Genomic DNA, 20,113 nt, shown 5'->3' with positions numbered 1-20,113 from the left:
CAATCCCGAGCGACCCCAATCCCGAGAAACGGTGGTTTTGCCATGCCTGTGGAACACGACGAGGACCGCTTCGAGGGGCGGCTCAGTCACGCCCTGCACGACGCCGGTGACCGCTTCGACGCCGACCGGACCGCGCTGGTCGCCGCCGGACAGGCGCGGGGGCGGCGGCTGCGGCTGAGGCGGCGGGCCGCGGTGGTGGGCGGCGCGGCCGGGATCGCGGCGGTCGCTGTGGGCGGGGCGCTGCTGGTGCCCTGGGGCGGTTCGCCTGCCCCGCTGCCGTCCAGTTCCAGCGTGGCCGAGCAGCCGTCCGGCACACCGACGCCGTCCGCCGTCCCCCTGACGAGCCGCGAACTCATCGCGACGCTCGAAGATCTGCTCCCCGAGGGCAAGGTCAGCGAGCAGCAGGCACGGGGCACCGGGGATTCGATGCTGCCGCCGTACGTCCACCTCGTCTACGACGACGGCCAGGGCCCGGGGGCCGTCGGCGTCAGCCTGAACCGCGTCGAGCCCGGCAGCGACCAGGCCCGCGAGGCGATCGACTGTCCGGACAAGACGCTGGTCCCGCACGACAGCTGCGTCTCCACCAGGCTGGCCGACGGCTCGCTGCTCAAGCTGTTCCAGGGGTACGAGTATCCCGACCGGCGCGTCGACACCAAGATGTGGTCGGCCGAGCTGATCACCCCGGCGGGACAGCATGTCTCCGTCAACGAGTGGAACGCCGCCGCCCAGAAGGACGCGCCGATCAGCAGAAGCGAACCTCCCCTGTCGATCACTCAGTTGAAGGAGCTGGTGACGGCCCAGGTGTGGCGCAAGTACGTCGAATTCATTCCCGAGGACCCCAAGAAGCCGAAGCCTTCGGCCACTGCGAGCACCGCCGTCGAACCGGGCGTGGACTCGGTCCTGGCCACGCTCGTCCCGCTCCTGCCCAAGGGGGTCGAGGTCGTCGAGAAGGGCAACGACTACACGTACCTCGTCCTCGACGACGGCAAGGGCAGGAGCTACGTCCAGATCGACGTCCAGCACGGCATGGGGGACAAGGAAACCGTCGACCAGCTCTTCGGGGACGACGCCGAGACGCTGCCCGACGGCACGAAGGTCACCACTCGGCGCACCGGCGGCGACAAGGGTGTCGAAGGCGCCGTGATGTGGACCGTCGACACCCTCCGCGCGGGTACGGACGGCTTCCGTGTCGTCATCAGCGCCTTCAACTCCGGCAACCAGCACGACGCCCCGACCCGCGAGACCCCCGCCCTGACCATGAAGCAGCTCCGGGAGATCGCCCTCAGCCCGGAGTGGGACCAGTACCGCTAGGCCGTCAGAAGAACTCCGACCACGGCTGGTCCCAGATCTGCTTCACGCACAAAACCAGGAACAGCAGGCCCGCGGTCGCCAGCATCACGTTGCTCAGCGGGCCGTTGCGCCACTGGCTGGGGGTGCGGGAGGAGTTGAGGAGCCAGATCAGGGTGCCGGCGAGGAAGGGCAGGAAGGCCGCGCCCAGGACGCCGTAGATGATGATCAGGCGGAAGGGCTGGCCCTGGAAGAGCAGGACGATGGGCGGGAAGGTCAGCCAGAGCAGGTAGGCGCGGAAGGGCCAGGAGCGCTCCCGCTCGCCCGAGGCGACCTCCTCGCCCTTCAGCTCCTCCCGCCCCCGGTAGCGGGCCACGAAGTCCGCGAACATCAGGCTCACGCCGTGCCAGACGCCGATGAGGGAGGTGAAGGAGGTGGCGAAGAAGCCGATGAGGAAGAACTTCGCCGTCGCCGTGCCGTACTTGTCCTCCAGGATGTCGCTCAGCTGGATCAGGCCCTTGTCGCCGCTCGCGATGGCGACGTTCGCGGAATGCAGCAGCTCGGCGCCGACGAAGAGCATCGCGATGACGAAGATGCCGGTGGTGGCGTAGGCGACGCGGTTGTCGAGCCGCATGACCTTCATCCAGCCGGTGTTCGTCCAGCCCTTGGCGTTGACCCAGTAGCCGTACGCGGCAAGGGTGATGGTGCCGCCGACGCCGCCGATCAGGCCGAGGGTGTTGAGGATCGAGTCCTTCTCGTCGGGCAGGACGGGCAGCAGGCCCGCGAAGGCGTCGGGGATGTTCGGGGTGACACGGATCGCGAGGTACACCGTCACCACGAACATGACGCCGACCAGGACCGTCATGACCTTCTCGAAGACGGCGTACTTGTTGAACCAGACGAAGACCAGGCCGACCAGCCCGCAGGCGATGGCCCACCATTCGAGGTCCATGACGTGCGGGAACAGTGCCTGGAGCGGGAGCGCGCTCGACGACATCGCCGCCGCGCCGTAGACGAAGCCCCAGATCACGACGTAGATCGCGAAGAAGTACGTGGTCCAACGGCCGAGGCTCGTCCAGCCGTCGAAGAGGGTGCGGCCGGTGGACAGGTGCCAGCGGCCCGCTGCCTCGGCGAGGGAGATCTTGACCAGGCAGCCGACGATCGCGGCCCAGAGCAGGGTGTAGCCGAAGTTGCTGCCCGCGATGAGGGTGGCGACGAGGTCGCCGGCGCCGACGCCGGTCGCGGCGACGACGATGCCGGGACCGATGTACCGCCAACTGGACTTACGGGGCCGGGAGTCCGCCTCGCCGGCCTGTGATGCCGCTGTGTTTCCCGTGGTGTCCGCCATGAGGGTCAAGAAAGCTCAAAGGCGTCGGTCGGACAAGAGGGCGTGCTCGATCTCCACCCGATGTGCTCATGGGTGTTTGGGGCGGGCACTACGGCTGTCGCCGACCGCAACCGTCGGACCCACATGTCGCGAGCTCGAACCACACCGTCTTGCCCGACCCGTCCTGGTGGCAGCCCCAGCGCCGGGCGAGCGCGTCCACCAGGAACATCCCCCGGCCGCTCTCCGAAGCGCCCGCCTCCAGCACCCTCGGAACGCGCCGGCCGCCGTCCCGGACCTCGCAGCGCAGGAGCCCGTGCGCGGCGAACAGGGTGAGCCGGAAGCGGCTCGCGGAGTGCAGCAGGGCATTGGTGGCCAGTTCGCTCACCAGCAGCTCGGCCACGTCCGACAGGTCGTCCAGGTCCGCGAGCCCCCATCCCTCCAACTGTCGACGGACCTCCGCGCGGGCCTCGCGGACCGCGGAGGGACGGGGGTCGTACTCGACGCTCAGATGACCGGCCCCCAGGGGCGGTTGAGGATACGAAGCGAACTGAGGGCCGGGATCCGGGAAGCGCGCCCCGTCGAGGTGCAGCATGGGTCCAGGGTGGCGGGCACGGGGGTACGGCGCACGGGGAGGAATACCTGATTCCATACCTGTGCGGCCGGCTGTGCCCATGGCTGTGCGGGTACTCCGCTACCCGTACTGCAGCCGCACGCTCGCCCCTTCCCCGTCGTCCCGGACGTCGACGTACGCGCACACCTGCCGGGCGAACCACAGCCCCTGCCCCGGTTCCAGTTCCGCGCTCGGCGGCGGTACGAAGCCCGCCAGCGGGTCGTCGACGCGGCGGGCGGTACGCAGTTCGCAGACACAGGCCGGAGCCTCGCCCCACAGCACGGCGCCGTCGAGCGGGCCGACGGCGGCGGCCGCCTCGGTGACGGCCGTGGCGAACAGCTCCGCGTCCGCGGCGGACAGCCCTCGCGCGCCCGCCCAGGCGCCCACGACGTCGCCGGTGAGGGCCGGGCCGGTCAGGCGCTCGGCGTCAGGGGCGGGCGGGGGCAGCGGTACGGCGTCGAGTTCGGCGGCGAGGCGGACGGGGTCCTCGTACACGCCCGTGCCCGGGTGGGCGCGGCGGGCGGCGGCGACGATCGCGGGGCCCGTGACGCGCGAGTCGTAGGCGCACAGGGCGGTCGTCGCGAGCGGGGCGAAGAGGAGGTTGGCGAGCGCCTCGTAGCGGATCCACTCAGCGGTCTCGCGCGGCGAGCGGCCCGCGCGGCCGCCCCAGACGGGTTCCATGAGCAGATGGATACGTCCGCCGGGGCCGGCGTGCGCGGCGAGGTATCCGGCGCCCTGCGCGACCGCGTTGGCTGCGGAGCCGGTGTACCACTCGGTGTGCGGGACGAGGCCGACGCTCTTGGCGTCGGTGCCGAGGGCGTCGCGCAGGAGGTCCAGGTTGCCGGGGGCGGCGATGGCCACGGGCGGGGGTTCGCCGGGGGCGCCGAGGGCTTCGGTGAGGAAGGGGAGGGCGGCGGCGAGGAATTCGTCGTCGGCCTCGAAGACGGTCATGCGGTGGTCGAATCCGGGGTGGGTGGGGATGGGGGTGGGTTGAGTGGTCACGGGTCCGGGCTCCCTCTTGGTGCGATGGGTGCGATGGGTGGATGGGTGCAGTGGATGTGCTGGATGCGATGGGTGCTGTGAATGCGATGGGTGCGGCGGGTGGGAGTCGAGGGCGGGGCGGCTGGGCGGCCGACTCGGTGGCCGGCTCGGTGGCCGGAGGGCTCAGCTTTGCGCCGCCATCCAGGCCGCGATCTGGCTGCGGTTGCTGAAGCCGAGCTTGCCGAGGATGCGTTCGACATGGCCTTCGGCGGTGCGGCGGGCGATGACCAGGCGGTCGGCGATCTGCTGGTTGGCGAGTCCCTGGGCGACGAGTTCGGCGACCTCGGTCTCGCGGCGGGTGAGGCGGACCCCGGCGGCGGGGTGCGTGAGGCGGACCCCGGTCGCCGGGTGGGAGGACCGCGGCCGGCCGCTCGGTCTGCGTGCGGGCGCGGACCGTTGGGGCTGTCTGCCGTCGTGGACGGCGTACTCGACGGCCTCCGCCAGGTCGAGCCCGGCGCCGCGTTCGTACGCCCGCTCGAAGCCGGGTCGGCCCAGGGCCTCGCTGGCTCGGGTCTCGCTGTCGTGGCGGGTCGAGTTGAGGGCCGCCGAGCCCCAGCGGCCGCGGTCGATGCCGGCCCAGGTGCGGTCGGCGGCGCCGAGCAGGACGGCCGCGCGCTCGGGGGCGTCCGCCTGGGTGGCGATGCGGGCCAGGAGGTCGAGGGTGAGGGCGATGCCGATGACGTCGTGGACGGCGAGTTTGAGGCGCAGGGCGTGACGGGCGTGGTGCTCGGCCCGGCGCCAGTCGCGCTGCACGGTGTGGGCGAGGGCGAGCATCCGCAGGACGTACGAGTGCACCCACTCCTCCCCGTGCCGTTCGCACATCCGGCGCACCCCCTCGCAGACCTCGACGGCACGCTCGGCCTCGCCCAGGAACCCCAGGGCGCAGGCGAGTTCGACCTGGTCGAGGCCGTGCAGGCTTAGGTGCTGGCCGGGGACGGGGCCGCGGGCGACGCTGGCCTCGAAGTGCTTCAGCGCGGTCGGCAGATCGTCCATGAAGAGGGTGATGACGCCGATGACGTACTCGGCGTGGGCGGCCTCGGCCTCGTCGTCGAGGTCACGGGCGAGGGCGTGCGCGTCCCGGGCACGGGCGAGGCCTGCGGCGAGGTCATGGGTGGCGGCGGCGAGGAGCCCGGCGATCCACAGGCCGCGGGCCCGTTCCCGGGTCGGCTCCGGGTTGGCGGCCAGGGCGCGGTCGAGCCAGTAGCGGCCCTCGCGGGGGGCGCCGCAGGCGTGCCAGTAGAACCACAGGGTGCCGGCGAGACGCAGTCCGGCGAGGCATTCGCCCGGGGTGGCGAGGCTGAAGTCGAGTGCGCTGCGGAGGTTGTCCTGGTCGGCGCGCAGCCGGGCGACGATCTCGCGCTGGCCCGGTCCGAACCAGGCGCTCTCGCAGGCGGTGGCGCGCTGCAGCATCCAGTCACGCTGGCGGCGCCGGGCCGCGGGCTCCTCGCCGGGCAGCCGGCGCAGGCGGTCCAGACCGTAGTGGCGGAGGGAGTCGAGGAGGCGGTAGCGGATGCCGTCGGGACCGGACTCGCGGGACAGTACGGACTTGTCGACGAGGCCGGTGACGGCGTCGAGAACGTCGTAGTCCCGCACAGGCGCCGCCGCCCCTTCCGCCTCGCCCTGCTCACCTCTCGGGTCGTCCGGCGTCGAAGCGTCGCCCGCGCACACCGCCTCCGCCGTCTCCAGGTCGAAGCTCCCCGACAGTACCGACAACCGTGCCCACACCAACTGCTCGCGCTCGGTGCACAGTTCGTGGCTCCAGTCGACCGCGGCCCGCAGGGTCTGGTGGCGGGGCAGGGCAGCTGGGCTGCCGCCGGTGAGGAGGCGGTAGCGGTCGTCCAGGCGGTCGAGGAGTTGGTCGACGTCGAGGACGCGCATGCGGACAGCGGCGAGTTCGATGGCGAGGGGGAGGCCGTCGAGACGGCGGCAGAGGCGGGCGACGGCTGCCCGGTTCGCGGCGGTCAGGCGGAAGCCGGGCACCACCGCGGCAGCTCGGTCGGCGAACAGGGCGAGGGCCGGGTAGCCCTCGGGGCCGGAGAGGTCGCCGTCCGGGTCCGGGACCGGCAAAGGCCGTACGTCCAGGAGGTGTTCCTCGGTGAGGCCCAGGCGGTGGCGGCTGGTGGCGAGGATCCGCACGCCGGTCGTGCCGTACAGCAGGGCGGCGGCGAGTTCGGCGCAGGCCGGCAGCAGGTGTTCGCAGTTGTCGACGAGCAGCAGCAGCCGACGGTCCCTTACCTGCTCCACCAGCGCCTGCAGCGGCGGCCGCGCGGTGTGGTCGTGCAGGTCGAGCGCGTCGGCGGCGGCGAGCGGGACGAGCGCGGGGTCGTGCAGGCCGGAGAGGTGCACGACGCGCACGCCGTCCGGGAAGGTGCGCCGGACACCGGCCGCGATGCGGGCGGCGAGGCGGGTCTTGCCGACGCCGCCGGGGCCGGTCAGGGTGACCAGCCGCGTCCTGGCCAACAGCTCGCGCCCTGCGGCCAGTTCGCCGCGCCGGTCGACGAAGCTGGTCGTCTCGACCGGCAGTTGTTGGTCCCGTCGTGGCGCTGATCCGCCCATGATCAGCCGTTCCTCCGGGGTGGTGTCGAAGGGAGCCGAGGAGCAAGGGAGCCGAGAAATAAGGGAGTCGGGGAACGCAGGAGTCGAGGAGCAGGAAAGTCGTGGAGCAAGGGAGCCGGAGGGTGCGCCGGTCCCCGCCTTTGCCGCCGCTCCCACCGCTCCCCCTTGCGCGGTTTCTCACCCTCCCCCGCCCGTGCGCCGGGACGCACGCCCGGCTCACACCCCCGAGTGGACTTCGTCCGGGACCGCTCGCCACGCAGTGCGCGCGCGTACACTGCGCGGCTGATTTTCGAATGGTTCACGCCATCAATCACCGTGTCACCCTTGACCTGTCCATGCCACCGGCCCACGATGAGCGCCACACCCGCACCACGCAGTACGTCGCAGTGAACCCCACCCCCCACTCCCACAAGGAGAATTCATGCGACTTCGCACACGCGGCTCAGGCGCCCGCAGCGGCAGACGTACCGCCGCGCTCGCCACGCTGCTCGCCCTCGCCCTCGCGGCGCCCCTCTCCGCAAACATGTCCGCGAGCGCCGACAGCGCCACCAAGGCGGCCTCTTCGAACGATGACGCCCGGCAGTACGAGGTGCACATGCACTCGACCGCCAAGGACCGCACCGCACTTCAGCGGACGGGTGTGACCGTGGACGAGGTGCACGGCCACGGCGTCGTCGTCTCCGGCCGCACCGATCAGATCAAGAAGCTGCGCGACCTGGGTTACGACGTCACCCCGCTCGGCGCGGTCCCCGACCGCTCCTCGGGCGAGGACGACATCCGCCTCTACGACTTCCCCTCCGGCGACTCGCGCTATCACAACTACGCGGAGATGACGAGCGAGATCAACTCGATCGTCTCGGCCAACTCCTCCATCGCGAGCCAGCGCGTGATCGGGCAGTCGTACCAGGGCCGGAACATCGTCGCCATCAAGATCAGCGACAACGTGGGGACCGACGAGTCCGAGCCGGAGGTCCTCTTCACCCATCACCAGCACGCCCGTGAGCACCTCACCGTCGAGATGGCGCTCTATCTGCTGCGCGAGCTGACCTCCGACTACGGCATCGACTCCCGGGTCACCAGCATGGTGAACAACCGCGAGGTCTGGATCGTGCCCGACCTCAACCCGGACGGCGGCGAGTACGACATCGCCACCGGCTCGTACCGGTCGTGGCGCAAGAACCGGCAGCCCAACTCCGGTTCCTCGTACGTCGGGACGGACATGAACCGGAACTGGAACTACCGCTGGGGCTGCTGTGGCGGTTCGTCCGGGTCGCCGTCCTCCGACACCTACCGGGGCGCGTCCGCCGAGTCGGCGCCGGAGGTCAAGGTGGTCGCCAACTTCGTGCGCAGCCGCGTGGTCGGCGGGGTCCAGCAGATCAAGGCCGGGGTCGACTTCCACACGTACAGCGAGCTGGTGCTGTGGCCGTTCGGGTACACGAACTCCGACACGACGACCGGCATGACGGCCGACGACCGGAACGCCTTCGCGACCGTCGGACAGAAGATGGCGGCCAGCAACGGCTATACGCCGGAGCAGTCCAGTGACCTGTACATCACCGACGGGTCGATCGACGACTGGCTGTGGGGCAGCCAGAAGATCTTCGGCTACACCTTCGAGATGTACCCGTCCTCCAGCTCCGGGGGTGGCTTCTACCCGCCCGACGAGGTGATCGAGCGGGAGACGTCCCGGAACCGGGATGCGGTGCTGCAGCTTCTGGAGAACGCCGACTGCATGTACCGGTCCATCGGCAAGGAAGCCCAGTACTGCAGCTAGTCGGATTCCTCGAAGTAGGCGTCCAGTACCGCGTCCAGCTGCTCGTCCCACTCCTTGAAGCGGCTCCTGGCCGCCGCCTCGATCTCGATCGGGTACCAGCGGCGGTCAGGAGTGTGCACCGTGATGGTGAAACGCTTCCCGAAGCGCGCGGCCTCCGTCTCGATCGCGCCGATCTCGTCCCAACGGAACTCGCACTCCTGGTCGTCCAGGGAGAGACGGACGCCCTTGTGGTCGGCGACGATACGGGCCCGGCGGTCGGCGGCATCGAAGACGGGGCCGTCGACCGGAGCCTCTTCGTCGGCCTCGTCGGCTTCCGCGTCGGGCTCGTCGGCGGCCGCGTCATCGGCCTCCGCGTCGGGCTCGTCGGCGGCTTCGAGATCCGTGTCCCCGGAGTCCGTCTTCTCGGAGTCCGCTCTCACCGAATCCGACTTCTCGGAGGCGGACTCCTCGGCCACGTCCTCGTCCTTCACGTCCTCCCGCTTGACGGACGCGGGCGAGGTGAGCCCGGGGATGAAGGCCGGGTCGAACCCGGCGCCTTCCAGGGGCTGGCTGCCTGAACCTATGCGCTGCTCCACAGCGGAGCAGTATGGTCGACAACCCTGTGTCCCGCGCAACCAGCCCCCGCATCGTTACACGAACAAGCTCGCTGCATCCATCAGCGCGCTCCGCGCGCGGGCGCCGCCATTGACGTGCGAGGCGAAGACCGGGCGGCCCTACCAGCAGGGCAGGGCCGCCTCCATCTCTGCGCCATCAGGCAACGGCAGCCGGCGCAGAAAGGCACCATCGCCGCTAGACGAACAAGCTCAAAACCGCCGCCACCACGAACCCGGCCACCGACAGCACACTCTCCAGCACGGTCCACGTCTTCAAGGTGTCCCGCTCACTGATGCCGAAGTACTTGGCGACGATCCAGCTGCATCCATCAGCGCGCTCCGCGCGCGGGCGCCGTCGTCGACGTGCGAGGCGAAGATCGAGCGGTCCCACCACCAAGGCAGGACCGCCACCACCTTCGCGCCACCAGGCAAAGCAACCGCCGCACAAAGCCGCAATCGCCCCTAAACGAACAAGCTCAAAACCGCCGCCACCACGAACCCGGCCACCGACAGCACACTCTCCAGCACGGTCCACGTCTTCAAGGTGTCCCGCTCACTGATGCCGAAGTACTTGGCGACGATCCAGAAGCCGCCGTCGTTGACGTGCGAGGCGAAGATCGAGCCCGCCGAGATGGCCATGATGACGAGAGCGACGAAGGGCTGGGAGTGGTCGCCCCCGGTGAGGAGGGGGGCGACGATGCCGGCCGTCGTGACGATGGCGACCGTCGCCGAGCCCTGGGCCACGCGGAGGACCACCGAGATCAGGTACGACAGGACGATGACCGGGAGGCCGACGTCGTTGAAGGTGTCGGAGAGGGCCTGGGCGACGCCGCTGGCCTTGAGGACGGCGCCGAAGACACCGCCCGCGCCGACGACGAGCAGGATGTTGCCGACCGGCTTGAGCGAGGAAGTCGACACCGTTTCCAGGGACTTGCGGGACCAGCCGCGGCGGATGCCCAGCAGGTAGTACGCGAGCAGCAGGGCGATCGTCAGGGCCACGAACGGGTGGCCGAAGAATTCGATCACCGAGCGGGTGGTGGACGGGTCCAGGGCGATCGAGGAGAACGTGGCCGCCAGGATCAGCAGCAGCGGCGTACCGATGATGCCGAGGACCGTGGCGAGAGGGACGGGCTTCTCCTGTGGTTCGACCCCCGCCGCACGCTGCTCGTTGATCACTGCCTGCTTCGCCTCGTCGGCCGCCTCGACCATGTCCTGCGGTACGGCGACGAAGATGCGCCGCCCGATCCAGCCGGAGAACGCCCACGCGGCCAGCACCGCCGGGATGCCGCAGACGACGCCCATGAGGATGACCCAGCCCAGTTGGACGTGGAGAAGGCCCGCTGCCGCGACCGGACCGGGGTGCGGGGGCAGGAAGGCGTGGGTCATCGACAGGCCGGCGAGCAGCGGCAGGCAGTACAGCAGGATCGACTTGCCCGAGCGTTTGGCCGCCGCGTACACGATCGGCGCGAGGACGAAGATGCCGACGTCGAAGAAGACCGGGATACCGAAGATGAGGCCGGTGAGGCCCATGGCGAGGGGGGCTCGCTTCTCACCGAAGAGGTTGAGCAGACGCGACGCCAACACCTCCGCGCCGCCGCTGACTTCGAGGATGGCGCCGAGCATGGTGCCCAGGCCGATGATGATCGCGACATGGCCGAGGATGCCGCCCATGCCGGACTCGATGGTGGAGACGGCGTCCGAGCGCTGGACGGTGCCGAAGAGTTCGGTGACCGAGAGGCCGGCCATCAGACCGACGGCTATGGAGACGGCGAGGAGGGCCACGAAGGGCTGCAGGCGCGTCTTGATGATCAGGAAGAGCAGAAGCGCGATGCCGATGGCGGCGACCGTGAGCAGTCCGGCCGTACCGTCGATGAGGAGGAGCAGTCCGCCGGTGTGGGGTGGTGTCTCGGCTGGGGCGGATGCGGCGAGCGGGAGGGACAGAGGGGACATTCGGGGGTCCTCGCGGTAAGTACATAAAGCTTTCGGGCAGGGGGGATCGCGGCATGGCGTCCCAGGGGTGGCGGACACCATGCCGGTTACGGCGTGCGGGGGGGAGTTGAGGAGGCGGCGGCGTCAGCCGAGTACGGCCAGCGCGTCGATCTCGATGAGGAGCCCTGCCGGCAGACCGACGTAGACCGTCGTGCGCGCGGCGGGCGGCTGGGTGAGCCCCTGCTCCTCGAAGTAGGTGTTGTAGATGTCGTTCATCTCGGCGAAGTGGGCGACGTCCGTCAGATAGACGCGGATCATCATGACGTCGTCCCAGGAGGCACCGCCCTCCTCCAGGATCGCCTTGACGTTGGCGAGGGTCTGGAGGGTCTGCTCGCGCAGGGTGGGCCCGGCGGGCGTCGGGGGCTTGCCCTCCTCGGCGGGCAGGAAGCCGACCTGGCCCGCGACCTGGAGGATGTTCCCCTTCTTCACGCCGTGCGAGAACTTCGCGGGCGGCGTGGTGTGGGTCTTCGGGGTGAGCGCGATCTTCTCGGTCATACGGTGCCTTTCGCTGAGGTCCTGCCGGAGTACTCGCCGCTGATGTCGTCCGCCGTACGGCGCACCAGCGGGAGCAGGGTGAGGAGTTCGTCGGCGGTGACGACGACGTTCGGCGCGGAGACCGACATCGCGGCGACGACCCGGCCGTCGGCACCGCGGATCGGCGCGGCGACGCAGTTGATGGACTCCTCGTGGCCACCGAGGTCGGTGGCCCAGCCCTGTTCGCGCACCTTGGCCAGTTCCTTGAGGAAGGCCTCCGGATTCGGCGTCGAACGGGCCGTGTACATGGGGTAGTCGAGCTTGTCGGCGAGGGCTCGGCGCTCGTGCTCGGCCAGGTCGGCGAGCAGCAGCTTCGCGACGGCGGCGACGGTGATGGCGACGGGCTTGCCGATCCGCGAGTACATCCGCACGGGGTACCGGCTCTCGACCTTGTCGATGTACAGCACCTCGTCCTCCTCGTACACCGCGAGGTGCACGGTGTGCCCGCACTGCTCGTTCAGCCGTACGAGATGGGGGTGGGCGATCTCGCGGATGTCGAGGTTCTCCATCGCCTCCTGGGCGAGGGCGATGAGGCGGGCGCCGAGGCGGTAGCGCTGGTCGGACTGGCGGTAGACCATGCCGTGCTCGTGGAGCGTGCGCAGCAGGCGCAGGGCCGTGGACTTGTGGACGCCCAGGCGGTCGGCGACCTGCCCGAGGTCGGCGGGGCCCTCCGCGAGCAGCGGCAGGATGCTCAGCGCTCGGTCGACGGTCTGGCTCATGGCGTACGTACCTCCTCGTCGGCCCGCTCAGTGGCTTGCGTCCAGCCGGGGCCGAGTCGAAGTTTCTCCCACGCCGGGTCGTCGAGGGCGACCAGGCGGTCGGCGTGGTCGCGGGAGGGGGGCGCGGCGAGGTCGCCGGGGGCGGTGAGGGCGGCGGCGGCCCAGAGGTGACCGTGCCGGAGGCGGTCGCGGAGGGGGAGGGCGCGGAGGGTGGCGGAGAGAAAGCCGGCGGCGAAGGCATCACCGGCACCGGTGCTCGCTACGACGTCCACGGCGAGGGCGGGTTCGAAGGTGGCCCGGGTGGGGGCCGGCCGGGGGTGGGTGTCGCTCGCCCGCGCTTGCGGGGTGCCGCCCATCTTTGGGTCGGGAGCCGCCCCAGCGGCACGACTGCCCGCAGGCTGGGTGGGACGACTGGCCGCAGGCTGCGTCGCACGACCGACCTCAGGCTGCCTGGGACAGCTGGCGGCGGCTTGTGACCGGCCGCTGTCGGCCGACCCAAGGGGCGCGGGGAACTGCGCGCCCAGCCCACGACTACCCGCACCCGACACGAATGCCGTAGCCCCCACTCCTCCCTGCTTCACCACCAACACCTGCGGCTCGGGCAACGCAGCCCGCACCGCCTCCGGTCCCTCCGAAATCCCCCACGCCTCCTCCGCCTCGTCCTCCCCCACGAAGACCACGTCGGCCCCCCGCGCCAGCTCCAGCAGCACGTCCGGCCCGTCGCCGTCCCCCCACAGCCCCGCCCGATAGTTGACGTCGAACGAAACAAGGGGGCGCCCCGCGCGCGGAGCCGTCAGCTGCCGCATCAGCCCCAGGCACCCCTCCGACAATGCCGCCGTGATCCCCGACAGATGCAGAACCCGTCCAGAACGCACCGCACCCAGGTCCACGTTCTCCACGGACATCGCCGAAGCCGCCGACCCCGCCCGGTAGTACGCCACCTCATGCGCGTCCGTGCCCCTGTCCCCGGCCGTGCGGAAGTACACGCCCGTGGGACGCCTCGGATCCCGCCGCACGGACACGACATCGACGCCGTACCTCCCGATCGCCTCAACGAGGTGGTCGCCGAACCCGTCAGCGCCGACTCGGCTGACCCACCTCGTGCGGTAGCCGGCGGCAGCCAGTGCGCACGCGACGTTGGACTCCGCACCCCCGATCCCCCGCTCGAACGACGGCACATCGGCGAGGCGCCCCGGCCGCGTGGGCAGGAACGTGACCATGGACTCGCCGAGCGCGACAACGTCGACAACGTCGACGACGTCGAGGGCATTGCGGAGTCCGGTGTCAGTCACGATCGTCGTAGCTCCTCGGCGGCTCAGCGGGACGCGGCTTTCGTTGACCCCGCGTGGCCGAGATGTTAGACAGCGGTAAGCGATATACGCAATGGGCGTTGCAGAAGTTGCAACGCCCCAGATCAGGGAGGTTCCATGAGCAACGAGGCGCTCGCCCGACTGGCCGAGGAACGCGTCGATCACCGCTTCAAGGGCCTCCCCCCGGACGCCGACGGCCTGACCGTCGCCGAGCTGGCCGCCCAGCGCCGCAACCTCTTCACCGACGGCTTCGCCACCCCCGTCCTCGCGCTCTCCGCCGAGCGGCTGGAGCACAACCTCGACCTCATGGAGACGTACGCCGCCCGCCACGGCCTCGCCTTCGCCCCGCACGGCAAGACCTCCATGGCCCCCCAGCTGTTCCAGCGCCAGATCGAGCACGGGGCGTGGGGCATCACGCTCGCGGTGCCGCACCAGGTGCGGGTGGCCCGGGCGTACGGCATCGAGCGGATCTTCCTCGCCAACGAGCTCGTGGACCCGGCGGCCCTGCGCTGGATCGCCGGCGAGCTGGCGACCGACCCCGCCTTCCACCTCATCTGTTACGTCGACTCCGTGCGCGGCGTGGAGCAGATGGACGCCGCGCTGCGCGACGCCGGGGCCACCCGCCCGCTGGACGTGGTGGTCGAGCCGGCGGCCGGCGAAGGTGCCCGTACCGGCGTCCGTACGGAGGCGGAGTGCGCGGCGGTCGCGGACGCGGTGGCGGACGTGTCGACGCTGCGACTGGTCGGCGTCGCGGGATACGAGGGCGAGGTTCCGCAGGCGACTCCCGAGCGGGTGCACGCGTGGCTGAGCCGGCTGGTCGCGCTGGCCGCCGACTTCGACAAGGCGGGCCGTTTCGCGGGGCTCGAGGAGATCGTCGTCAGCGCCGGCGGCAGCGCGTGGTTCGACGCGGTGGCGGACGTGTTCGCCGAGATCCCCGAACTCTCCCTCCCCGTACTGAAGTTGCTGCGCTCGGGCGCGTACGTCTCGCACGACGACGGCCACTACCGCAAGCTCACCCCGTTCAACCGGGTCCCGCAGGAGGGCGCCCTCGAACCCGCCTTCCGCCTCTGGTCCCAGGTCGTCTCCCGCCCCACCCCCGACCAGGCCTTCGTCAACGCGGGCAAGCGGGACGCGGCGTACGACCTCGACCTGCCGTTCGCCCAGGTCGTCCGCCGCGACGGGGTGGAACGCCCGGCCACCGGTATCTCGGTGACCGCCCTGTCCGACCAGCACGCGTGGCTGCGGACGACCGAGGAGGCGGACCTGGAGGTCGGGGACTGGCTCGGCATGGGGCTGTCCCATCCGTGCACGTCGTTCGACAAGTGGCAGCTGATTCCGGTCGCGGAGGCGGACGGGACGGTCGTCGACTACATCCGCACGTTCTTCTAGGCGACAGGGGAGGCATCGGCCATGGAAGAGCTGGTGATCCGGGACGCGGAGGTCGTCGACGGCAGCGGCGGCCCCTCCTACCGCGCCGACGTGGTCGTGGACGACGGCAGGATCGTGTCGATCGTGCAGGAAGCGGCCGCGGCGGGCTGTCAACGCCCCGAGGCGCGCCGGGAGTTGGACGCGGAGGGTCTCGTCCTCTCCCCCGGCTTCATCGACATGCACGCCCACAGCGACCTGGCGCTGCTGCGGGACCCCGACCACAGCGCCAAGGCCGCGCAGGGGATCACCCTTGAGGTCATCGGCCAGGACGGGCTGTCGTACGCCCCCGTCGACGACCGCACCCTCGCCGAGGTCCGCCGCGCGATCACCGGCTGGAACGGCTCCGGCGACGACATCGACTTCGACTGGCGCACGGTCGGCGAGTACCTGGACCGACTCGACGCCGGTTTCGAAGGTCGGGGCATCGCCGTGAACGCGGCGTACCTGATCCCCCAGGGGACGGTCCGCGCGCTCGCCGTCGGCTGGGAGGACCGGGAGGCGACGCCGGACGAGCTCGACCGGATGCAGCAGTTGGTCGCGGAGGGCATGGAGCAGGGCGCGGTCGGCCTGTCGTCCGGGCTGACGTACACGCCCGGCATGTACGCCAAGGACGCCGAGCTGACGGAGCTGTGCCGGGTGGTGGCGTCGTACGGCGGCTACTACTGCCCGCACCACCGCTCGTACGGGGCGGGGGCTCTTCAGGCGTACGAGGAGATGGTGGCGCTGACGAGGGAGGCGGGCTGCGCCCTCCACCTGGCCCACGCCACGATGAACTTCGGCGTGAACAGGGGCAGGGCGCCGGAGCTCCTGTCACTCCTGGACAAGGCACTGGAGTCCGGGGCCGACATCACCCTCGACACCTACCCCTACACCCCCGGCTGCACGACCCTCGTCGCCATGCTGCCGAGCTGGGCGAGCGAGGGTGGCCCCGAGGCGGTCCTGGCCCGGCTGTCGGACGACGCCACGGCCGAGCACATCCGCCACCACATGGAGGTCATCGGCGCGGACGGCTGCCACGGGGTGCCGATCGAGTGGGACACGATCGAGATCTCGGGCGTGAGCGACCCGGCGCTCGGGGACTTCGTCGGCCGTACGGTCCAGCAGTCGGCGGACGCGCGGGGCGAGGCCCCCTGGGTGACCGCGCGCCGCCTGCTCCTCGACGACCGGCTGGGCTCGACGATCCTCCAGCACGTCGGCCACGAGGAGAACGTACGGACGATCATGCGGCACCGCGTCCACACCGGCGGTTCGGACGGCATCCTGCAGGGCACGAAGCCGCATCCGAGGGCGTACGGCACATTCCCGCACTATCTCGGCCGGTACGTACGGGAGTTGGGCGTCCTGTCCCTGGAGGACTGCGTGGCCCATCTGACCTCGCGCCCGGCGGCGCGGCTACGACTGCCGGACCGGGGACTGGTCCGCGAGGGCTACCGGGCGGACCTGGTGCTGTTCGACCCGGCGACGGTGGCGGCGGGTTCGACGTTCGAGGACCCGCGGCGGCTGCCGACGGGCATCCCCCACGTCCTCGTGAACGGCCGTTTCGTGATCGAGGACGGCCGCAGGACGGACGTACTCGCGGGGCGGGCGGTCCGCAGGACACCAAGGTGATCCACCGCGGTGACCTGAGGGCCCCCCGCCGCACGAGGTGTGGCTACGGCTTGGGCAGCACGCACCCGCTCGCGCTCAGGTCGAGCTTGTTGTCGACTCCGAAGCAGGCGGGGATCTGGTAGATCTCCTGGGCGTAATTGATGCCCTGACGGACCGTGACGTTGCCGCTCTCGTCGACCTCGCACGGGTTGTTGACCGTGCAGCGCTCGCCGTCCTCGTTGCCGGTGTTGTTGACGGCGACGACCTTGTTGGTGGCCTGGTCGATGACGGGAGAGCCGGAGGTGCCGCCGATGGTGTTGCAGGCGGAGGTGTAGCGGACCGAGTCCTTGAAGGTCCAGTCGCCTTCCTTGAGGCGGTACGCGAACCCGTCGATGTTGCAGTTGTACAGCCGCTTCCAGTAGCCGGAGGCGACGGTGATGGCGGTACCGGCGACCGGGTGGGTGTCGGCCACGGAGAGCGCGTTGATGTTGTACGAGCTCTTGATCTGCGCGTACGTGGTGGTGAGTTGATAGAAGGCGACGTCCGTGTCGGTCATCGTCCCGTAGGCGATCTTGCTGGCACGCAGGGTGCCGACCCGGCTGCCCGAGGAATTGAGCAGACTGAACGTACGGCTGGAGGCCCGGTCGACCACGACCTGACCGGGGCCCGGCATGCCGGTCTCCAGACAGTGGCCGTTGGTCATCACCAGCGCCGGGTCGTTGTCCTCCGAGTCCGAGAAGCGGACGACGGAGCCGGAGCAGTTGCTGAGCGCCACGGTGCCCGCGAAGTTGACCGCCTGGACCTTGGGGCGGTTCAGGACCTGGCCAACGGTGTCCGCGGTGGAGGCGACGGTGTCATTGACCACCGACGTGACCGAGCCCGCGTCCACGCCCTTGCCGAAGGAAGCGGCCGAGTCCACGGGAGCCGCGACCGCGGGTGCGGCGCCGGCCCCGGCTATCGCCAGGGCGAGGAGGGCGGCGCCGAGAGGTTTTCTCATGTGGGGGTCCCCTCATACGAAGAGAGGTGACCGAAGAATTTCCGGTCACCCGCATTTTTGTCATGCGCATTGTCACGCAAGAGGGGGGTGCGGACAAGGAGTTACTGACTGGTGAATAAAGGCCGTAGGGGTTTCCCTATCACGCGACGGGAGCGCGTTGGGTCGACGGCGCAGGACGTTCACGAGAGCGGGATGAGATCACCACAGTCGGCGCAGTCGGCACAGGAGGCACGGGAGGCACAGGAGGCACAGAAGTCCCGCTACTTGGGGCCCTTCGTGTTCCCCAGCCCACGCCCCGGCTTGTCGTCACGCCCGCCGCCCGGTGCCGTCGTGCTCGTCGTGGCGGTCGGGGCCGCGCTCGTGGTGGAAGGGGTCGGCGAGGAACCGTCGGCCTTGCCGTCCTCGGTGGCCGTGGCCGCGGCGGACGCGGAAGCACTCGGCGAGGCGTCCGGGGCCTGAGTGGTCGACGACCCGCTGTCGTCGGACGGGCCGGGCGTGGCCGGGTTGCCGTCCGTGGGGTCGGTCGGGATCGCAGCGTCCCCCGCCGTCGGGCCCGTACGGTCCTGCTTGCCCCGCGAGCCGCCCTCCGGCGACGAGCCGGACAGCGAGAAACCGGCGATCAGCGCAGCCGCCGACACCGCCCCCACCGCGCCGACCACCACCACCGCACTCCGTGAGCGCCAGGCGGCGGGCTTGCGGCGCGCACGCCGCCCCGAGCCGCCCGCCCGACGGCCACGCCCCGCACCCGCACCCGCAGCCACGCCCGTGCCGCCGGCACCTGAGCTCTCGCCCTGGTCGTAGCCGTGGCCGTAGGACACCTCGTCACCCACCCGAGGCAGCTGCGCCGTCTCGTCGTACGCGTTCTGCCAGCCGTGTGCGGCCGCCGGGTCCGCGTACTGCTCGTAGGCGGGGGATGCCGTCCACTGCGGGTGGTACACGTTCGGCGGCGCCTGGGGCGGCTCGTTCTCGCGCTCAGGTGGCCTGGACATGACCGCGCATTCTAGGCAGGGAGCAGCCCGTGGGACAGCTACCGGCGATAACAGCCCAAACCCCCGCGTCTCACGTGTCGGAAAACACGGCCCAGCGGGCTTTGCCGGGCCGTAAGCTCCTTGACATGCAGGTGATCCAGTCGACCAAGCTCGCCAACGTCTGTTACGAGATCCGGGGCCCGGTGCTCGAGGAGGCGATGCGGCTCGAGTCGGCAGGGCATCGGATCCTCAAGCTGAACACCGGAAACCCGGCCGCGTTCGGCTTCGAGTGCCCGCCCGAGATCCTGGAGGACGTCCTGCGCAACGTGTCGTCGGCCCACGGGTACGGCGACGCGAAGGGGCTGCTCGCGGCGCGCCGAGCCGTCGTCATGCACAACCAGACCCTCGGCATCGAGACCGACGTCGAGCACGTCTTCATCGGCAACGGCGTCTCCGAGCTGATCGTCATGGCGATGCAGGGGCTGCTCGACGACGGGGACGAGGTGCTGGTCCCGGCGCCCGACTATCCGCTGTGGACCGCCGCGGTCTCCCTGTCCGGCGGCACCGCCGTCCACTACCGCTGCGACGAGCAGTCCGACTGGATGCCCGACCTCGCCGACGTCGAGCGCAAGGTCACCGACCGCACCAAGGCCATCGTCATCATCAACCCCAACAACCCGACGGGGGCCGTGTACGACGAGGCGATGCTGCGCGGACTGACGGACATCGCCCGGCGGCACAACCTCCTCGTCTGCTCCGACGAGATCTACGACAAGATCCTGTACGACGGCGCCACGCACACCCCGACCGCCGCCGTCGCCCCCGACCTGCTGACCCTCACCTTCAACGGCATGTCGAAGGCCTACCGGGTCGCCGGGTACCGGGTGGGATGGGTGTCGATCTCGGGTCCCCGCGCCCACGCGGACTCCTACATCGAGGGCCTCACCATCCTCGCGAACATGCGGCTGTGCGCGAACATGCCCGGTCAGCACGGGGTCGTGGCCGCCCTGAGCGGACGGCAGACCATCAATGACCTGGTGCTGCCCGGGGGCCGGCTGAAGGAGCAGGTGGATGTCGCGTATGACCTGCTGACGCAGATTCCTGGCGTGACGTGCGTACGGCCCAAGGGGGCGCTGTATCTGTTCCCGCGCCTCGACCCCAAGGTGTTCAAGATCAAGGACGACCGGCGGATGGTCCTTGACCTGCTGCGACGCGAGAAGATCATGGTCGTCCAGGGCAGTGGCTTCAACTGGCCCGAGTCGGATCACTTCCGGATCGTGACGCTGCCGACGGTCACGGATCTGCGGGACGCGGTGGGGCGGATCGGGCGGTTCCTCGACGGGTACAGCCAGCCCTGACGCTCACGCTGCGTGTGCGGGCGGTCTTGTTTTGC

16 protein-coding genes and 1 pseudogene are annotated in these 20,113 nt (G+C 70.5%); 5 read left to right on the top strand and 12 right to left on the bottom strand.

Annotated features, from left to right (window positions below; all coding sequences use genetic code 11):
* The first annotated feature begins 42 nt into the window (after positions 1-42).
* Positions 43-1,311, top strand: a complete 1,269-nt coding sequence (locus tag EHO50_RS25155; RefSeq protein ID WP_164904930.1) for a hypothetical protein — start codon at positions 43-45, stop codon at positions 1,309-1,311.
* 4 nt (positions 1,312-1,315) lie between these two features.
* On the opposite strand, the gene EHO50_RS25150 is transcribed toward EHO50_RS25155, so the two are convergent.
* From EHO50_RS25150 to EHO50_RS25135, 4 genes are all read right to left on the bottom strand, one after another.
* On the bottom strand, positions 1,316-2,635 hold the full coding sequence (locus EHO50_RS25150) for an Nramp family divalent metal transporter (RefSeq protein WP_128433413.1): 1,320 nt from the start codon (positions 2,633-2,635) through the stop codon (positions 1,316-1,318).
* Between the two features lie 88 nt (positions 2,636-2,723).
* Positions 2,724-3,206 (bottom strand): ATP-binding protein, encoded by a 483-nt coding sequence (locus tag EHO50_RS25145; protein WP_246101400.1) that lies wholly within the window; start codon positions 3,204-3,206, stop codon positions 2,724-2,726.
* A 99-nt stretch (positions 3,207-3,305) separates the two neighbouring features.
* Positions 3,306-4,226 (bottom strand): MEDS domain-containing protein, encoded by a 921-nt coding sequence (locus tag EHO50_RS25140; RefSeq protein ID WP_246101398.1) that lies wholly within the window; start codon positions 4,224-4,226, stop codon positions 3,306-3,308.
* 162 nt (positions 4,227-4,388) lie between these two features.
* Positions 4,389-6,821: an ATP-binding protein gene (locus EHO50_RS25135; protein WP_128433412.1), complete on the bottom strand. Its 2,433-nt coding sequence runs from the start codon at positions 6,819-6,821 to the stop codon at positions 4,389-4,391.
* A gap of 421 nt (positions 6,822-7,242) precedes the next feature.
* Here EHO50_RS25135 and EHO50_RS25130 point away from each other — a divergent pair, with 421 nt between their 5' ends.
* Entirely contained in the window at positions 7,243-8,595 is a 1,353-nt protein-coding gene (locus EHO50_RS25130) for a M14 family metallopeptidase (RefSeq protein WP_128433411.1), read from the top strand.
* Here EHO50_RS25130 and EHO50_RS25125 read toward each other — a convergent pair.
* The 6 genes and pseudogenes from EHO50_RS25125 to EHO50_RS25100 all read right to left on the bottom strand — a co-directional run bounded on the left by EHO50_RS25125 (position 8,592) and on the right by EHO50_RS25100 (position 13,650).
* Positions 8,592-9,170, bottom strand: a complete 579-nt coding sequence (locus tag EHO50_RS25125) for a hypothetical protein (protein ID WP_128433410.1) — start codon at positions 9,168-9,170, stop codon at positions 8,592-8,594. The genes EHO50_RS25130 and EHO50_RS25125 overlap by 4 nt on opposite strands.
* Before the next feature lie 214 nt (positions 9,171-9,384).
* A pseudogene (locus EHO50_RS44120) lies at positions 9,385-9,519 on the bottom strand (GntT/GntP/DsdX family permease); the annotation flags it as partial.
* A 131-nt stretch (positions 9,520-9,650) separates the two neighbouring features.
* Positions 9,651-11,138 carry a GntP family permease gene (locus tag EHO50_RS25115; RefSeq protein WP_128433408.1) on the bottom strand — a complete coding sequence of 496 codons (1,488 nt, stop codon included), beginning with the start codon at positions 11,136-11,138 and terminating at the stop codon, positions 9,651-9,653.
* A 123-nt stretch (positions 11,139-11,261) separates the two neighbouring features.
* Complete coding sequence (locus tag EHO50_RS25110) at positions 11,262-11,672, bottom strand: RidA family protein (RefSeq protein WP_128433407.1); 411 nt, start codon at positions 11,670-11,672, stop codon at positions 11,262-11,264.
* Positions 11,669-12,430 carry an IclR family transcriptional regulator gene (locus EHO50_RS25105; protein ID WP_128433406.1) on the bottom strand — a complete coding sequence of 254 codons (762 nt, stop codon included), beginning with the start codon at positions 12,428-12,430 and terminating at the stop codon, positions 11,669-11,671. Before EHO50_RS25105 ends, EHO50_RS25110 begins: the two co-directional genes overlap by 4 nt.
* Positions 12,427-13,650, bottom strand: coding sequence for a sugar kinase (locus EHO50_RS25100; RefSeq protein WP_128433527.1), 1,224 nt, complete (start codon positions 13,648-13,650; stop codon positions 12,427-12,429). The genes EHO50_RS25105 and EHO50_RS25100 overlap by 4 nt, the downstream gene beginning before the upstream one ends.
* A 207-nt stretch (positions 13,651-13,857) precedes the next feature.
* Here EHO50_RS25100 and EHO50_RS25095 point away from each other — a divergent pair, with 207 nt between their 5' ends.
* Positions 13,858-15,129, top strand: a complete 1,272-nt coding sequence (locus tag EHO50_RS25095; RefSeq protein WP_128433405.1) for an amino acid deaminase — start codon at positions 13,858-13,860, stop codon at positions 15,127-15,129.
* 21 nt (positions 15,130-15,150) lie between these two features.
* A complete protein-coding gene (locus EHO50_RS25090) occupies positions 15,151-16,776 on the top strand; it encodes an N-acyl-D-amino-acid deacylase family protein (RefSeq protein ID WP_128433404.1) in 1,626 nt (541 codons plus the stop codon).
* 43 nt (positions 16,777-16,819) lie between these two features.
* On the opposite strand, the gene EHO50_RS25085 is transcribed toward EHO50_RS25090, so the two are convergent.
* Both EHO50_RS25085 and EHO50_RS25080 read right to left on the bottom strand, forming a co-directional pair.
* The gene (locus tag EHO50_RS25085) at positions 16,820-17,752 is read right to left on the bottom strand and encodes a trypsin-like serine peptidase (protein WP_128433403.1); all 933 of its coding nucleotides are present in this window, start codon (positions 17,750-17,752) and stop codon (positions 16,820-16,822) included.
* Between the two features lie 260 nt (positions 17,753-18,012).
* On the bottom strand, positions 18,013-18,741 hold the full coding sequence (locus EHO50_RS25080) for a hypothetical protein (RefSeq protein WP_128433402.1): 729 nt from the start codon (positions 18,739-18,741) through the stop codon (positions 18,013-18,015).
* Between the two features lie 125 nt (positions 18,742-18,866).
* Between EHO50_RS25080 and EHO50_RS25075 the strand changes: the two genes are divergently transcribed.
* Positions 18,867-20,078, top strand: coding sequence for a pyridoxal phosphate-dependent aminotransferase (locus tag EHO50_RS25075; RefSeq protein WP_128433401.1), 1,212 nt, complete (start codon positions 18,867-18,869; stop codon positions 20,076-20,078).
* The last annotated feature ends 35 nt before the right edge of the window (positions 20,079-20,113 follow it).

It is taken from the genome of Streptomyces cyaneus (assembly GCF_004028635.1).
Taxonomy (GTDB): Bacteria; Actinomycetota; Actinomycetes; order Streptomycetales; family Streptomycetaceae; genus Streptomyces; species Streptomyces cyaneus.
This window is presented reverse-complemented; position numbering and strand designations above follow the sequence as displayed.

Bases quoted from the DNA above. Each gene is read 5' to 3' on its own strand.
- EHO50_RS25155 (WP_164904930.1), top strand. From the start codon at position 43: ATGCCTGTGGAACACGACGAGGACCGCTTCGAGGGGCGGCTCAGTCAC.
- EHO50_RS25150 (WP_128433413.1), bottom strand. From the start codon at position 2,635: ATGGCGGACACCACGGGAAACACAGCGGCATCACAGGCCGGCGAGGCG.
- EHO50_RS25145 (WP_246101400.1), bottom strand. From the start codon at position 3,206: ATGCTGCACCTCGACGGGGCGCGCTTCCCGGATCCCGGCCCTCAGTTC.
- EHO50_RS25135 (WP_128433412.1), bottom strand. From the start codon at position 6,821: ATGGGCGGATCAGCGCCACGACGGGACCAACAACTGCCGGTCGAGACG.
- EHO50_RS25130 (WP_128433411.1), top strand. From the start codon at position 7,243: ATGCGACTTCGCACACGCGGCTCAGGCGCCCGCAGCGGCAGACGTACC.
- EHO50_RS25115 (WP_128433408.1), bottom strand. From the start codon at position 11,138: ATGTCCCCTCTGTCCCTCCCGCTCGCCGCATCCGCCCCAGCCGAGACA.
- EHO50_RS25110 (WP_128433407.1), bottom strand. From the start codon at position 11,672: ATGACCGAGAAGATCGCGCTCACCCCGAAGACCCACACCACGCCGCCC.
- EHO50_RS25105 (WP_128433406.1), bottom strand. From the start codon at position 12,430: ATGAGCCAGACCGTCGACCGAGCGCTGAGCATCCTGCCGCTGCTCGCG.
- EHO50_RS25100 (WP_128433527.1), bottom strand. From the start codon at position 13,650: ATGGTCACGTTCCTGCCCACGCGGCCGGGGCGCCTCGCCGATGTGCCG.
- EHO50_RS25095 (WP_128433405.1), top strand. From the start codon at position 13,858: ATGAGCAACGAGGCGCTCGCCCGACTGGCCGAGGAACGCGTCGATCAC.
- EHO50_RS25090 (WP_128433404.1), top strand. From the start codon at position 15,151: ATGGAAGAGCTGGTGATCCGGGACGCGGAGGTCGTCGACGGCAGCGGC.
- EHO50_RS25085 (WP_128433403.1), bottom strand. From the start codon at position 17,752: ATGAGAAAACCTCTCGGCGCCGCCCTCCTCGCCCTGGCGATAGCCGGG.
- EHO50_RS25080 (WP_128433402.1), bottom strand. From the start codon at position 18,741: ATGTCCAGGCCACCTGAGCGCGAGAACGAGCCGCCCCAGGCGCCGCCG.
- EHO50_RS25075 (WP_128433401.1), top strand. From the start codon at position 18,867: ATGCAGGTGATCCAGTCGACCAAGCTCGCCAACGTCTGTTACGAGATC.